Origin of the sequence: Streptomyces sp. NPDC005808, assembly GCF_042871385.1 — a bacterium.
Lineage (GTDB): Bacteria > Actinomycetota > Actinomycetes > Streptomycetales > Streptomycetaceae > Streptomyces.
The window spans coordinates 23,663-38,183 of sequence record NZ_JBIAIK010000001.1 but is presented as its reverse complement, the minus strand read 5'-3'; the positions used below and the strand labels follow the sequence as shown (position 1 = coordinate 38,183).

The 14,521-nt window shown below is 71.2% G+C and carries 11 protein-coding genes and 1 pseudogene; 8 read left to right on the top strand and 4 right to left on the bottom strand.

Annotated elements, in window-relative coordinates; all coding sequences use genetic code 11:
• The first annotated feature begins 14 nt into the window (after positions 1–14).
• Together ACFYPC_RS00165 and ACFYPC_RS00160 are read left to right on the top strand one after the other, a co-directional pair.
• Positions 15–677, top strand: a complete 663-nt coding sequence (locus tag ACFYPC_RS00165; protein WP_388668208.1) for a response regulator — start codon at positions 15–17, stop codon at positions 675–677.
• A 99-nt stretch (positions 678–776) separates the two neighbouring features.
• Complete coding sequence (locus ACFYPC_RS00160; RefSeq protein WP_388668205.1) at positions 777–1,934, top strand: ROK family transcriptional regulator; 1,158 nt, start codon at positions 777–779, stop codon at positions 1,932–1,934.
• 154 nt (positions 1,935–2,088) lie between these two features.
• On the opposite strand, the gene ACFYPC_RS00155 is transcribed toward ACFYPC_RS00160, so the two are convergent.
• Both ACFYPC_RS00155 and sigJ read right to left on the bottom strand, forming a co-directional pair.
• The gene (locus tag ACFYPC_RS00155; RefSeq protein ID WP_388668202.1) at positions 2,089–2,850 is read right to left on the bottom strand and encodes a GntR family transcriptional regulator; all 762 of its coding nucleotides are present in this window, start codon (positions 2,848–2,850) and stop codon (positions 2,089–2,091) included.
• 276 nt (positions 2,851–3,126) lie between these two features.
• Positions 3,127–4,017: an RNA polymerase sigma factor SigJ gene (gene sigJ / locus ACFYPC_RS00150; protein WP_388668199.1), complete on the bottom strand. Its 891-nt coding sequence runs from the start codon at positions 4,015–4,017 to the stop codon at positions 3,127–3,129.
• 411 nt (positions 4,018–4,428) lie between these two features.
• Here sigJ and ACFYPC_RS00145 point away from each other — a divergent pair, with 411 nt between their 5' ends.
• Positions 4,429–5,259, top strand: coding sequence for an alpha/beta fold hydrolase (locus ACFYPC_RS00145; protein ID WP_388669943.1), 831 nt, complete (start codon positions 4,429–4,431; stop codon positions 5,257–5,259).
• A gap of 45 nt (positions 5,260–5,304) precedes the next feature.
• Here ACFYPC_RS00145 and ACFYPC_RS00140 read toward each other — a convergent pair.
• Positions 5,305–6,141, bottom strand: a pseudogene (locus ACFYPC_RS00140) (DMT family transporter); the annotation flags it as partial.
• A gap of 47 nt (positions 6,142–6,188) precedes the next feature.
• Between ACFYPC_RS00140 and ACFYPC_RS00135 the strand changes: the two are divergent.
• From ACFYPC_RS00135 to ACFYPC_RS00120, 4 genes are all read left to right on the top strand, one after another.
• Positions 6,189–7,646, top strand: a complete 1,458-nt coding sequence (locus ACFYPC_RS00135) for a PLP-dependent aminotransferase family protein (RefSeq protein ID WP_388668196.1) — start codon at positions 6,189–6,191, stop codon at positions 7,644–7,646.
• A 240-nt stretch (positions 7,647–7,886) separates the two neighbouring features.
• A complete protein-coding gene (locus ACFYPC_RS00130) occupies positions 7,887–9,482 on the top strand; it encodes an alkaline phosphatase D family protein (protein ID WP_388668193.1) in 1,596 nt (531 codons plus the stop codon).
• 327 nt (positions 9,483–9,809) lie between these two features.
• Positions 9,810–11,240 carry a GNAT family N-acetyltransferase gene (locus ACFYPC_RS00125; RefSeq protein WP_388668190.1) on the top strand — a complete coding sequence of 477 codons (1,431 nt, stop codon included), beginning with the start codon at positions 9,810–9,812 and terminating at the stop codon, positions 11,238–11,240.
• A 278-nt stretch (positions 11,241–11,518) separates the two neighbouring features.
• Positions 11,519–12,703, top strand: coding sequence for a GDSL-type esterase/lipase family protein (locus tag ACFYPC_RS00120; protein ID WP_388668187.1), 1,185 nt, complete (start codon positions 11,519–11,521; stop codon positions 12,701–12,703).
• Between the two features lie 14 nt (positions 12,704–12,717).
• Here ACFYPC_RS00120 and ACFYPC_RS00115 read toward each other — a convergent pair whose 3' ends face one another.
• Positions 12,718–13,917, bottom strand: a complete 1,200-nt coding sequence (locus ACFYPC_RS00115) for a trans-sulfuration enzyme family protein (RefSeq protein WP_388668184.1) — start codon at positions 13,915–13,917, stop codon at positions 12,718–12,720.
• A 59-nt stretch (positions 13,918–13,976) separates the two neighbouring features.
• On the opposite strand from ACFYPC_RS00115, the gene ACFYPC_RS00110 reads away from it, so the two are divergent.
• Positions 13,977–14,459 carry an Lrp/AsnC family transcriptional regulator gene (locus ACFYPC_RS00110; protein WP_388668181.1) on the top strand — a complete coding sequence of 161 codons (483 nt, stop codon included), beginning with the start codon at positions 13,977–13,979 and terminating at the stop codon, positions 14,457–14,459.
• The last annotated feature ends 62 nt before the right edge of the window (positions 14,460–14,521 follow it).

The following is a 14,521-nucleotide window of genomic DNA, read 5'->3' as shown; positions in this document are numbered from 1 at the left end:
TCTACGCTGGCCGGATGCCGGTCACCGTTCTCCTCGTCGACGACGAACCCCTCGTCCGCGCCGGTCTGCGTGCCGTCCTGGAGGCCCAGCCCGACATCGAGGTCGTCGGAGAGGCGGCCGACGGCGCCGCGGTGATCCCCCTGGTGCGGCAGCTGCGGCCCGACGTCGTCGCCATGGACGTACGGATGCCCCTGATGGACGGCATCGAGGCCACCCGCGCGGTGCTGCGGACGGTGCCCGACCCGCCGAAGATCCTCGTGGTGACGACGTTCGAGAACGACGAGTACGTCTACGAGGCGCTGCGCGCCGGAGCCGACGGGTTTCTGCTGAAGCGGGCTCGGCCTGCCGAGATCGTGCACGCCGTGCGACTCGTCGCCGAGGGCGAGTCACTGCTGTTCCCCGCCTCCGTACGGCAGTTGGCCGCCGAATACGGGGACAGCGCCGGGAACCCCGCCGCGCGGGCCGCCATGGAGCGGGCCTCGCTGACCGAGCGAGAGGCGGAGGTGTTGCGGCTGATGGCCAGGGGCCTGTCGAACGCGGAGATCGCCGCACGGCTGATCGTCGGGACCGAGACGGTCAAGTCCCACGTCAGCGCCGTACTGACGAAGCTGGGGTCCCGGGATCGTACGCAGGCGGTCATCGCGGCGTACGAGTCGGGCTTTGTGGCACCCGGGTGAATCCGACTCGTCAGTAGGTAACTGGTCCCCGGCACTCGCCGAGGGCCGCCGCGCCGAGTACGATCCGGCCAACACGCGCACGAGCTGGGAGGACGGACGTTGGGGCAGTTGACCGGCGGGGATCCCTCTCTGCTGCGAAGGATCAATTCCGCAGTGGTGCTGCACGCGCTGCGCACCACGGACTGCGCGACCCTCACCGAGATCACCCGGGTGACCGGCCTTTCCCGGCCCACGGTCGAGGGAGTCGTCGAGGGGCTCATGGAAGCCGGCCTCGTGGTCGAGAAGGCGGCCGAGGAGGGCGCTGCCCGGCGCCAGGGCCGTCCGGCACGCAGGTACCGGTTCCGGGCCGAGGCGGGGCATCTGCTGGGCCTGGAGATCGGCCCGCACCGGGTGGCCGCGCTGCTCGCGGACCTGGACGGCCGGGTGCTGGGCTCCATGTCCAAGGATGTGGAGGAAACGGCGTCGGCCGACGAACGGCTGGAACGGCTGCGTACGGCGGTCGCCGAGTTGCTGCGCCGGGCCGGTGTCGCCCGCAGTTCGCTGCGCGCGGTCGGGGTGGGTAGCCCCGGGATCGTCGAGGCGGACGGCACCGTGCACCTGGGCACAGCGCTGCCGGAGTGGACCGGCCTGCGTCTCGGCGAGCGGCTGAGCCGCTCCTTCAAGTGCCCGGTGCTGGTCGAGAACGACGCCAACGCGGCGGCGGTCGCCGAGCACTGGAAGGGGGCGGCCACCGAGTCGGACGATGTCGTGTTCGTGCTGGCCGGGCTGAGTCCGGGCGCCGGTTCGCTGATCGGCGGACGGCTGCACCGTGGATACGGGGGCGCGGCCGGGGAAATCGGCGCGCTGCATCTGCTGGGCCGTGAGGTGACACCGGAGACGCTGCTGTCCACCACGGACGAACCGCTGCACCCACTCGACGAGCAGGCGGTCGCCGAGGTGTTCGCCTTTGCCCGGGGCGGCGACCAGCGGGCCGTCGCGGCGGTCGACCGTTTCATCCAGCGTCTCGTTCACGACGTCGCGGCACTGGTCCTGGCGCTCGACCCCGAACTGGTCGTCGTCGGCGGCTGGGCGGCCGGTCTGGACGGCGTACTGGAGCCGCTGCGGCGCGAGTTGGCGCGCTACTGTCTGCGCCCGCCGAAGGTTGCGCTCTCCCTGCTGGGTGAGGCGGCCGTGGCGACGGGTGCCCTGCGGCTGGCTCTGGACCATGTGGAAGCGCAGTTGTTCGCGGTGGAGGGGACCGTGACCGCGCGCCGCTGAGCGGAGCAGTTGTTGCGGTGCAAGGAACCGTGACCGCGCGCCACTGAGCGGAACCGGCCCGTGGAGCATGCAAAACGTCCCGCCCCGGAGTCTTCGGGGGCGGGACGGTCGTGCGGTGGGCTGCTGCTCGGTGGCAGTCCGCCCTTCTCGCGGCTCAGGAAGCCTTGCGCTCCGGGTCGTGGTGGATCTCCACGCCGCCGGAGTCGCCGAAGGTCAGTCGGCAGGTGTCGGCGCGGTAGGTGGCGATGGATACCGCCGCGGTGCGTCCCTCGGCGAAGAAACGGGTCGTCACGACGAGGACGGGCGCTCCGGGAAGCCGGTCGAGCTCCCTGGCGTCGTCCGCGCGGGCCGAGCCGAGCTCCACGGCGCTGTCCTGACCGTCCAGGTCAAGGCGCTGCAGCTCGCGCAGTACGGCACGTGCCCGTGCCGGTCCCGAGGGCGCGTCTATGGCGGACAGGTCGGGCACCGAGGACGTCGGGATGTAGAGCAGTTCGGCGGCGACCGGCTGACCGTGCGTCACCCGGGACCGGCGCACTGTGTGCACCTGCTCGTCGTCGCCCGATTCCAGGATGCCGACGACGGCCGCGGGCGGGACCGCCGGCGTGCAGTCCGCGGGCTGCCAGGCATCGCCGACCGCGCCCGGCCACACGTGCTGCTCGGCGCCGACGGCCACACCCACACGCGGCGGGGCGACGGTGGTGCCCACCCCACGGCGGCGCTGCAGACGGCCTTCGAGTTCAAGCTGTTCCAGTGCCTGGCGGAGCGTGGCACGGGCGACCCCGAACCGCGCGGCCAGATCGCGCTCGTTGGGCAGGATCTCCCCCACCGTGAAGTCGGAGTCCAATGCCTCACTCAGCACGGTCTTGAGATGCCAGTACTTCGGCTCCGGTACCGATTCCAGCTGCTGGGTCCCCACCCTGTCCTCCGCAATCGCCGTGGCCCGGCGGCGTTTTAGCGCCCTTGTTTATTAAAGGTTCCTGCACTATCCCTGTGACCATATGTCCACCCCCGCACTTGGTCAAGACCAATCCTCAATCCCTTACGGATTGCACAGAAGTGGTGCCGCAGAGCGTTCACAGGACGTTGGTACTGGGTGATGTTCGCGACACAACGCCGAAAACCCCCGTCCAAGGGACGGGGGCCGGCGGTCACCCAAAGGGGCCTGGGCGGTTACTCCGGGCCTTCCGACGGGCTACTGCTCGGGGAGCCCCAGCAGCTTCTCGGGGTTCCGCACGATGTAGACGCACTGGATCCGGCCGTCCGCGACGTCCAGTTGGAAGACGCTGTCGGGCTTGCCGCCGAACAGGGCGAGGATCGCGGTGCCGCCGTTGACCTCCAGGAGGCGGAAGGACACGTCGGCGCCACCCATTCCCTTGCGTGCAGCGCCGTGGAGGAAGCGGCCCACCTTGTCGGCGGACTCGATGACCCGCAGCGGCGCCTGGGAAAGTCCACCGCTGTCGCCGACCAGCCGCACGTCAGGCGCCAGCAGGGACATGAGCCTTGCCAGGTCGCCCTCGGCCGCCGCGGCGAGGAACCGTTCGGTGAGTTCGCGGCGTTCGGCCGGGTCGACCTCGTGGCGCGGACGCCGTTCGTCGACGTGCCGGCGGGCCCGTGCGGCGAGTTGGCGTACCGCGGGCTCGCCCCGGTCGAGGACGGCCGCGATGTCCGCGTACGGAAACCCGAACGCCTCCCGGAGGACGAACACCGCACGCTCCAGGGGCGACAGGGACTCCAGGACGACGAGGACGGCGAGCGAGACGGAGTCGGCGAGTACCGCCCGCTCCGCGGCGTCGGGGACGGTGTCCCCGAAGTCGGTGACGTACGGCTCGGGCAGCCGGGGACCCACGTACGCCTCGTTGCGTGACTTCACCTGGCGCAGTCGGTCGATGGCGAGGCGGGTGGTGACGCGCACCAGATAGCCGCGTGGTTCGCGCACCTCCGCCCGGTCGGCGCCCGACCACCGCAGCCACGCTTCCTGGACCACGTCCTCCGCGTCGGCCACCCGACCCAGCATGCGATAGGCGACGCCCATCAGGACGGGCCGGTGCTCTTCGAAGATCTCAGTCGCGGTGTCGGTGGTCACTATTCCATCCCATACGACTCGCCGTGTCCGTGTCCAGGCGGAATCGGACCGAAGAACCTACGGACGCGTGGGTTCATGACGACCTGCGCGGGTGGGTCACGACGGCCTGCGGTGGTCGGCCTGCGGTGGTTCACGACGACCAGCGCGCGTGCCTGCTTCGTGACGACCTGCGCGCGTGCCTGGTTCGTGACGACCTGCGCGCGTGCCTGGTTCGTGACGACCTGCGCGCGTGCCTGCTTCGTGACGACCTGCGCGCGTGCCTGCTTCGTGACGACCTGCGCGCGTGCGTGGTTCCTGACGACCTGCGCGCGTGCGTGGTTCCTGACGACCGGGGGCTACCCGTCGGTAGGAGTTGCTGACAAGCTGTCTACGAGACGAGCCCTCAGCGTGTCCCAGACGAGGAGCAGCAGCATGTCCGCCACGGTCTCCTTCAGCCTCCCCTCTCCGCGCGGTCCAAGGACCGTGACCCTGTCCTACGCGCGCGTGGGCACCGGCGAGCCGCTGCTCCTGCTGCACGGCATCGGCCACCACCGGCAGGCCTGGGACCCGGTCGTCCACATCCTGGCGGGCGAGCGCGATGTCATAGCGGTCGACCTGCCAGGCTTCGGCGAGTCCCCGCCGCTGCCCGAGGGACTCACGCCCGACCTCGGGACGGTGGTGCCCGCGCTCGGCGCGCTGTGCGAGGCACTGGAGATCGAGCGGCCGCATGTGGCGGGCAACTCCCTGGGCGGCCTGCTGGCACTGGAGTTGGGCCGCGAGAAGCTCGTACGCTCCGTCACGGCGTTCTCGCCGGCAGGGTTCTGGTCGCAGGCCGAGCGACGGTACGCCTTCGGTGTGCTGCTCGCGATGCGGCACACCGCGGGGCGCATTCCCGTCCCGGCGGTCGAGACGCTCTCCCGTACGGCGGCAGGGCGCGCGGTGCTGACGGGCACCATCTACGCCCGGCCGGGCCGCCGTTCACCCGAGGCCGTCGTCGCGGAGACCCTTGCACTGGCGCACGCCGAGGGTTTCGCGCAGACCCTCCGGGAGGGCGCCACCGTCCAGTTCACCGACGACGTCCCCGGGCTTCCGGTCACTGTGGCCTGGGGCACCAAGGACCGGCTGCTGGTGCGCCGCCAGGGAATCCGCGCGAAGCATGTCATTCCGCGCGCTCGGCTGGTCAGGCTGCCCGGATGCGGTCACGTCCCGATGAACGACGACCCTGCGCTCGTCGCCCGCGTCATCCTCGACGGCAGCCGCTGACCGACGCCGGGTGCGTGCCAGCACTCCGGACCCCAGGGCGACCCCTACGCCGACGAGCGCGCTCCCGACGGCCTGCGCGGCGCCGTAGGATCCCGTGCCGACGAGCGGCGCGCTGCCGACCGCCGCGACGGGGATGAGGCCGGTGAAGAGCGTGGCGTGTTCCACGCCGATACGGCGCATGCCCGTGTACCAGCACAGGAAGCCGACGACGGTGACGACGACCGCCTGCCACAGCAGCGCGGCGACCTCGGTCGCGTCCGGCCTCCGTAGCCAGGCGCCGCCGTCGACGAGCACGCCGAACGCCGCCGACTCGACCGCGGCGATCCCGCAGACGGCGGCCGTCAGCAGCCGTGGCCCGAGCAGTCGCAGTACGGGCACCGCCAGGACCGCGAAGCCCACCTCTCCGACCAGCGCGCACACGGAGTACGCGACCCCCATGGCGTCCGTGCGACCCCACCCCTGGACGGTGAACGCGCCCACCGCCACGAGCAACGACCCGTACAGGACGAGGCGTTGCGGACGGCGTCCTTCCCGAAGGGGAACGATGACGGCCACGACCACCGGGGCACAGCCCACGAAGACGCCCGGAACCGCCGGTTCCGCGGTCCGTTCGGCGGCGATCACCGCGAGGTTGAAGCCGACCATGCCGACCGCGGCGAGCAATGCGAGGCGGCCCCACTGGCGCGGTGCGAGCTTGCGCAGCGGTGCCGCGCCGTGCCGGCCGACCAGCGGCAGCAGCAGCGCGAAGGCGAGGCCGTAGCGCAGGAACTGGCCGCCCGCGTACGGATAGTGGCCCAGGACACTGTTGGCGGTGAAGGAGGCTCCGACGAGAACATAGGCGAGCGTGACGAGCAGTGCGCCTCGGACGGCGGTGACGTTCATGGAAGCGACGTTATGCAGGGACGCGGTCCGGTTTAAGGTCCACTTCCATGACGTCATCGGGGACCAATCCGAAGGACACCCCATCACCCGGGTCCGGGGCATCGGCGCCGGCTCCCTGGTCCGCCGCCTGGGAGCTGCTCCTGCCTGCCGCGTCGGCACCGGCACGCGCGCGTGGGCGCACGCTTCAGGAGGGGCTGCGCCAGTCGGTCCGTTCGGGCCGGCTCGCTCCGGACACCCGGCTGCCGTCCAGCCGTGAACTCGCGGCCGATCTCGGGGTGTCCAGGGGGCTGGTCACGGAGGCGTACGAGCAGTTGACCGCGGAGGGGTATCTGCGCAGTGGCCGGGGCTCAGGGACCTGGGTCGGCGGTGCCGTGCGCGCTGCCCGTCCGGGCGCGCGTGATCTCGCTCCGCGAGCGGCCGACGCGCGGGCCGACTTCGTTCCCGGGACGCCGGACCTGTCGCTGTTCCCGCGCGCCGCGTGGGCCGCCGCGCAGCGCGGGGTTCTCGCCGAACTCCCCCACCACGCACTGGGTTACCCGGATCCGCGCGGCCTCCCCCAGTTGCGCACGGCGCTCGCCGAGCTCCTTTCCCGACGCCGTGGTGTGGTCGCCGACCCGGAGCGGGTCGTCGTGGTCTCGGGGGTCGCGCAGGCGATGACGCTGCTCGGATTCGTGCTCCACGCGCGCGGGGTGCACGACATCGGCGTGGAGGATCCGGGCAGCCCCGAACATGGCGCGCTGTACGCCTCGGCCGGCGTCGGCACCGTACCGCTGCCCCTGGATGAGGAGGGGCTGGTCCCAGGACCGCTGGCGGCATCGGGTGTACGGGCGGTGGTGACGACGCCCGCCCATCAGTTCCCGTCGGGAATCGCGTACTCCGCGCGGCGCCGCGCCGAACTGCTCGACTGGGCGCGGTCGGTGGACGGTCTGGTGATCGAGGACGACTACGACGGCGACTTCCGTTACGACCGTGCTCCCGTGGGCTCGCTGCAGGGGCTCGACCCGGAGCACGTCGCCTATACGGGGTCCGTCAGCAAGTCCCTCGCCCCGGGGCTGCGGCTCGGCTGGCTGCTCGTGCCCGCGTCGCTGGCCGAGGAGGTCGTCGAGCGCAAGCGCACCATGGATCTCGGGAACCCCGTCGTCGACCAGGCACTTCTGGCCCGCTTCATCGAGCGGGGCGACTTCGACCGGCAACTGCGGCGCTGCCAACGCGCCTACCGGGAGCGGCGCGACACCCTCGTATCGGCCCTGGAGGAGCATTTTCCCGGCACGGAGGTGTCCGGGATCGCGGCAGGTCTGCACGTGATCGCCGTGTTGCCCGAGCGGTACGGGCCACACGACCGCTTCCTGGAACGGGCCTCGGCAGCCGGGGTCGCCGTACGGCCGCTGGCGCACTACGGGGAGGCGGTCGTCGACGGCGTACGGCTGGTGCTGGGGTACGCGCACCTGTCGCCGTCGCGGATCCGCGACGGCGTACGGCTGATGGCGGACGCCGTGCGCTTCTGAGACACGCGTTCCTTGTCGGCAGTCACCGGTTCGCTACCGACGGGCACCGTTCCTTGTCGGCAGTCACCGGTTCGTTGGCGGCGCGTGCCGGTTCGTTGTCGGCGAGCACCGGTTCGTTGTCGGCGGATGCCGGTCCCTTGTGTTCGCGTCAGCTGTTCACTCGTGGTTTCCGTGTGCGCTTCGGCGCACCAGTAGTTGTGGCATTGCCCATTGGCCGGATCCGTCCCTGGAGGCGCATTCATGTCACATCGTCCGCAGCATCCGTTCCCCGGTCGCCGCAGCGTTCTGCGTGGCTCCCTGGCCGCCTCCGCCGCACTGGCCCTGCCGGCCGCGCTCGGCACGGCGCCGGCGTTCGCGCTGTCCGGGCGGCCGAAGGCGGGGTGGGGCGTCCAGAGCGGCGACGTGACCGCCGACTCCGGACGGGTGTGGGTACGCTCCGACCGCCCGGCCCGAATGATCGTCGAGACGTCGGCGACCGAGTCGTTCCGCCACACCCGCAGGTGGCAGGGCCCGCTGCTCGGCGCCGGCAGCGACTTCACGGGGACGACCCGGCTGCACGGGCTGCCGGCGGGTGAGCAGATCCACTACCGCGTCCTGCTCGCCGACCCCGACGACCCGCGCCGCACGGGCGAACCGGTGACCGGTACCTTCCGCACCGCTCCGGCCGGGCGGCGCGACGGAGTGCGTTTCCTGTGGTCGGGCGACCTGGCGGGACAGGGCTGGGGCATCAACCCCGATCTCGGCGGCTACCGGATCTACGAAGCCATGGCCCAACTCGACCCCGACTTCTTCCTGTGCAGCGGCGACAACATCTACGCCGACGGCCCGATCGCCGCGACGGCGACGCTTCCCGACGGCAGCATCTGGCGCAACATCACCACCGAGGAGAAGTCCAAGGTCGCCGAGACGCTGGCCGAGTTCCGCGGAAACTTCCGCTACAACCTGCTGGACGAGAACCTGAAGCGCTTCAACGCCCAGGTTCCGTCCATCATCCAGTGGGACGACCACGAGGTGCGCAACAACTGGTATCCCGGTGAGGTGATCGCGGCCTCGGATCCCCGCTACACCGAGAAGAGCGTCGACGTCCTGGCCGCCCGGGGCCGCCGCGCGTTCAGCGAGTACTTCCCCCTCTCGACGCTGCGACCGGACAACCAGGACGGCCGTGTGTACCGGGTCCTGCGCCAGGGCCCGCTCCTGGACGTGTTCGTCCTCGACATGCGGACCTACCGCAACGCCAACTCCCCCGGCACGCAGACGACCGACCCGCAGGGCATTCTCGGCGCCGAGCAACTGGCCTGGCTCAAGCGGGAGTTGTCACGGTCGCGTGCCGTGTGGAAGGTGATCGCCGCGGACATGCCGATCGGCCTGGTCGTGCCGGACGCCACCGAGGGGCAGCCGAACATCGAGGCGGTGGCCCAGGGCGACCCGGGTGCGCCGCTCGGGCGTGAGCTTCAGATCGCGGAACTGCTGCGGTTCGTCAAGCACTGGCGGATCACCGGCACGGTGTGGCTGACGGCGGATGTGCATCACACCTCGGCGCAGCACTACCAGCCGTCGCGGGCCGCCTTCACCGACTTCGAACCGTTCTGGGAGTTCGTCTCCGGACCGCTCAACGCCGGCGCCTTCCCGGCAAGCGCGCTGGACAGCACCTTCGGTCCGGAGCGCGTGTTCGTGAAGGCGCCGACCGCCTCGAACGTCTCGCCCGCCGGCGGTTTCCAGTTCTTCGGCGAGGTCGACATCGACGGCGCCAGCGGCGAGCTGACGGTGCGACTGCGCGAGCAGGACGGAACCGTGCTGTTCACGCAGGTGCTTCAGCCGGGCCGCGTAGGGCAGTAGCACCCGAGCCGGGGTGACGCGTCGTTCGTTCGGACCGGCGGCTCTCCCGTATTCTCGAACCGCCGACCGCGTACCGGAGTCATCCCCCGGTGCGCGGTCCCGTTCACTTTCCTCTCGCCGATGGCGCCAAGGGCGTGGGCCGGCCAAGGGCGTGGGTCGCGGGCCGCGGGTCGCTCTGACCAGGGCATCACGTATCCGCACGACAGCGGAAGCAAAACCCCCGCAAAAAGAACCACAAAAGGTACGGAACGACACTTAACCGATCAGTCACAGACCGTTCGTGATCACGCAACACCGTTGCCCCACAGTGGCTGTATGACTCCAGACATGTCTGATGTGACGCGAGCGAAGCACGGGCGCCCCGTCCACCACTGGCGGCGGGACGTCGTCGAACTCGCCGCCCTGTTCACGGCCGTCGCGGTGGCGGACGCCGTCGCCAACCTGATCGGGCACGGACCCGACGGCATCGCCCTGCTGATGATCTCGGCGGGCGTCCTGGTCGCCACGGCCGGTTTCCACACATGGTGGGCACGACACCACGGTCACGCCCCACCGGCGGACGACACCGGTGGCCGACCACTCGCCGACGGGCGCCGGGCCGAGTCGTCCGATGAGTCCGTGGCGGAGCCCGAGGCCGTCTCCGGGGCGACCACGCTGTGGCGGTTGCGGACGACGGTGAAGGACACCCCGGGTTCGCTGGCCGTGTTGTGCTCGGCAATGGCGCGGTACCAGGTCGACATCCTCAGCCTGCAGACGCATCCGCTGGCAGAGGGCACCGTGGACGAGTTCCTGCTGCGCGCACCCGCGGAGCTGGCCGCCTCCGAGATGACCCGCGTCGTCTCGCAGGCCGGCGGCACGGAGACCTGGATCGAGCGGGGCGACGCCCACGACCTGGTCGACGCGCCGACGCGGGTGCTGGGTCTGGCCACCCGCACGGCCCTGGACGCGGCGGAACTGCCGCTCGCGCTCCGGCAGTTGCTCGGCAGGTGCACCATCCGCTCGCTGCCCGCCAAGTCGCCCCGAGCCAGTCGCACGGAGGATGGCGCTCCCGTCGAGGGAGCACTTGAGGACACGGTGATGCGCCTGCGGGCGCCGGAGGGTGAGGTGATCACGGTGGAGCGGCCGTATCTGCCGTTCACGCCGACGGAGTTCGCGCGAGCCCGGGCGCTGGTCGAGCTGGACGCGCGGCTCGGCCCGCGGATCCCGCGCAGCCAGGACACGCTGACGCTGCCGGAAGGCAACGCCATCAGCGTGCGGCGCGCCGACCCCGCCGACCTCGACGCCGCCAAGGCGATGCACGAGCGCTGCTCGCCCCACACCCTGCAGATGCGCTACCACGGTCCGTTCGGCGACGCGGACCGCTACCTCAACCACCTGCTCAGCCCACGCTTCGGGCGCACCCTCGCTGCGCGGACGGCGTCGGGGCGCATCGTCGGGCTCGGCCACCTCCTCTGGGACGGCGACGAAACGGAGATCGCGCTCCTCGTCGAGGACGACTGGCAGCGCCGCGGTATCGGGGGCGAACTGCTCGGCCGCCTGGTGACGATGGCGGTCGAGGCGGGTTGCGAGAGCGTGTACGCCGTCACGCAGTCCTCCAACACCGGCATGGTCGCCGCGATGCGCGGCCTCGGCCTTCCCCTCGACTACCAGATCGAGGAGGGCACCTTGGTCATCACGGCCCGCCTGGACGCGACTCCGGTGACATCACGGCTGCCGTACGACGGAGGACAGCGCGGGGAGCCGGTGGTGCGGGACTGATACCGGCTGTGTTCCGCGGACCGCGCCGCGGACCGCAGACCGCAGACCGCAGACCGCAGACCGCAGGACTTAGGGGCTGACAGGGCTGGGCAGGCGGGGCTGGCCGGACTGACGGGCTGACGGGCTGACGGGCTGACGGGCTGACGGGCTGACGGGAAAAGGCGACCCAGCCATCGCTGTCAGCCACCCGCCAGCTCGGCCTCCGCCATCCACTGTCCGCCATCCCGCCATCCGTATTCTCATGTGCGTGCCGGCGGCCGCGTTGACATGCTGGGGCCATGAATCATCAGCACGACTGGATCCCCACCCCCATCACCGCAGACCTCGTGCGCGGTGCGCTAGACCTGGAGCGGACCGAGCACGGAGTGCTGCCCCACCGGCTGCCCGCCCGGGCCCGCGTGCAGTCCCCCGATGGCCAGTTGGCCATGGCGGAGGCCCAACCGTCCGGCGTACGGCTGGTCTTCCGCACCCGGGCCACCGCTGTCGAGCTGGACACACTCCCCACCAAGACGGTCTACCTGGGAGCGCCGCCGCGCCCCGATGGGGTGTACGACCTGCTCGTCGACGGCCGCCTGGCGGGCCGGGCGAGCACGCCGGGCGGCACTGTGCTGACCGTGGACATGACCACCGGCGCCACAGAGACCCGGCCCGGCCCGGTCGGCACCGTTCGGTTCACCGGGCTGCCCGACCGCGAGAAGGACGTGGAGATCTGGCTGCCGTACAACGAGATCACCGAGTTGGTCGCGCTGCGCACCGACGCCCCTGTCGAGCCCGTACCGGACGGGGCTCGCAAGGTGTGGCTGCACCACGGCAGTTCGATCAGCCACGGCTCCGACGCGGAGAGCTCCAGCACCACCTGGCCGGCGGTGGCCGCCTCCCTCGGTGGCGTGGAGCTGATCAACCTGGGGCTGAGCGGCAGCGCCGTGCTCGACCCGTTCACCGCCCGCGCCCTGCGCGACACCCCCGCGGACCTGATCAGCGTCAAGATCGGCATCAACGTGGTCAACACCGACGCGATGCGCCTGCGCGCCTTCACCCCGGCGGTGCACGGCTTCCTCGACACCATCCGCGAGGGGCACCCCACCACGCCGCTGCTGGTCGCCTCTCCCATCCTGTGCCCCATCCACGAGGACACCCCGGGCCCCACCACGGTGGACTTCAGCGGCCTGAGCGAGGGAAAGCTCCGTTTCCTGGCGGCGGGAGACCCGGCGGAGACCGTCGCGGGGAAGCTGACGCTCAACGTCATCCGGGACGAGCTCTCCCGTATCGTGAAGCAGCGGGCGGCCGACGACCCTCACCTGTACTACCTCGACGGCCGTGAGCTCTACGGCGAGGCGGACTCCGCCGAACTGCCGCTGCCCGATCTGCTCCACCCGGACGCCGCCGCACACCGCCGCATCGGCGAGCGCTTCGCCGAACTGGCCTTCCGCACCGGCGGACCGTTCGCCGCCCGACCCGCCTGAGAAACCAAGGCACTTCAGGATCGGGCGCCTGGCCCGCCCAGCGCCTGATCCAGGTCGGCCCACAGGTCATCCACGTCCTCCAGCCCCACCGACAGCCGCAGCAGCCGGTCGCCGACCCCGGCGTCGCGGCGGTCCGCCGCGTCCACGACACGGTGACTGATGGAGGCCGGATGCTGGATGAGGCTGTCCACGCTGCCGAGGCTCACGGCGGGCGTGATCAGCCGGACCCCGGCGATGACGGCGTGCGGGTCGCCGTGCACCTCGAAGGCGATCATGGCGCCGCCGATCCGCGGATAGCGGACGCGGGCCACGCGCGGGTCGGCGGTGAGACGTCGGGCCAGTTCCGCGGCGTTCGAGGATGCGGCCCGGACTCGTACGGGCAAGGTCGACAGGCCGCGCAGCAGCAGATAGCCGGCCAGCGGATGCAGAACACCCCCGGTGGCGAACCGCACTTGGCGCAGCCGGCCGGCGAGCTCCTCGTCGCAGGCCACCACCCCGGCCATCACGTCGCCGTGGCCGCCCAGGTACTTCGTGGCACTGTGCAGTACCAGCCTCGCCCCCTGCTCGGCGGGGCGTTGCAGAACGGGCGTGGCGAAGGTGTTGTCGGCGAGCAGGGGAACGGATCCGCAGGCGTGTGCGAGTGCCCTCAGGTCGAGTTCGGCGAGCGTCGGGTTGGCCGGGGACTCCACCATCACCAGGCCCGTGTCGGGGCGCAGCGCGTCCGCGATGCCGGCCGGGTCGACCCAGGTCACCTCGGAACCCAGCAGCCCGGCGGTGAGCAGATGGTCGCTGCAGCCGTACAGGGGCCGTACGGCGACGACGTGGCGCAGGCCCAGCGCGTTCCGTACCAGCAGTACGGCGCTCAGCGCGGCCATACCGCTCGCGAAGGCGACCGCGCTCTCGGTGCCTTCGAGGCGCGCGAGGGCGGTCTCGAAACGGGCGACGGTCGGGTTGCCCAGCCGGCCGTAGACGGGCGGCCCCTTGGGTTCGGCGCCATCGGTGGCGAACGCGTCGATCCGGGCGGCCTCGCCACGGCTGTCGTACGACGGGTAGGTCGTGGACAGATCGATCGGAGCCGCGTGCAGGCCCTGCCGCGCGAGGTCCTCGCGCCCGGCGTGCACGGCCTCGGTGGCGAGCGCGCGGGTAGGACCGGCACCGGCGGAGCCGTGTCTCGGCGATCTCGGTTCGCGTGTGTCGTAGCTGACGGAGTCCATGCCCCGAGCCTGAACAAGGAGCGGGTTGGCAGCGCCATAACCCGTGCTATGTTCGCCGCATGGCCGATTCTGTCGTACTCGATCCGGTGGATCTCCATCTGCTGCGGCTGCTGCAGAACGACGCCCGGACGACGTACCGCGATCTGGCCGCGCAGGTCGGTGTCGCGCCCTCGACCTGTCTGGACCGGGTGACCAGGCTGCGCCGTGCGGGAGTCATTCTCGGCCATCAACTGCGGCTGGATCCGGCGAAGTTGGGGCGCGGCCTGGAGGCGTTGCTGTCCGTGCAGGTCAGGCCGCATCGGCGGGAGTTGGTCGGGCCGTTCGTGGAACGGATCAGGGCCATGCCGGAGTCGCGCACCGTCTTCCATCTCACCGGACCCGACGACTATCTGGTCCACGTGGCGGTTGCCGACATGGCTGACCTGCAGCGACTGGTCCTGGACGAGTTCACGTCCCGGCGTGAGGTCGCGCGCGTCGAGACCCGGTTGATCTTCCAGCAGTGGGACTGCGGGCCGCTGCTGCCCCCGCGGCACGAAGGCTGAACCGAAGGGCCGCAGGGAGCCATGCCCTGAGCGAATCCTGATGACGCGGACCGTGTCCTCGT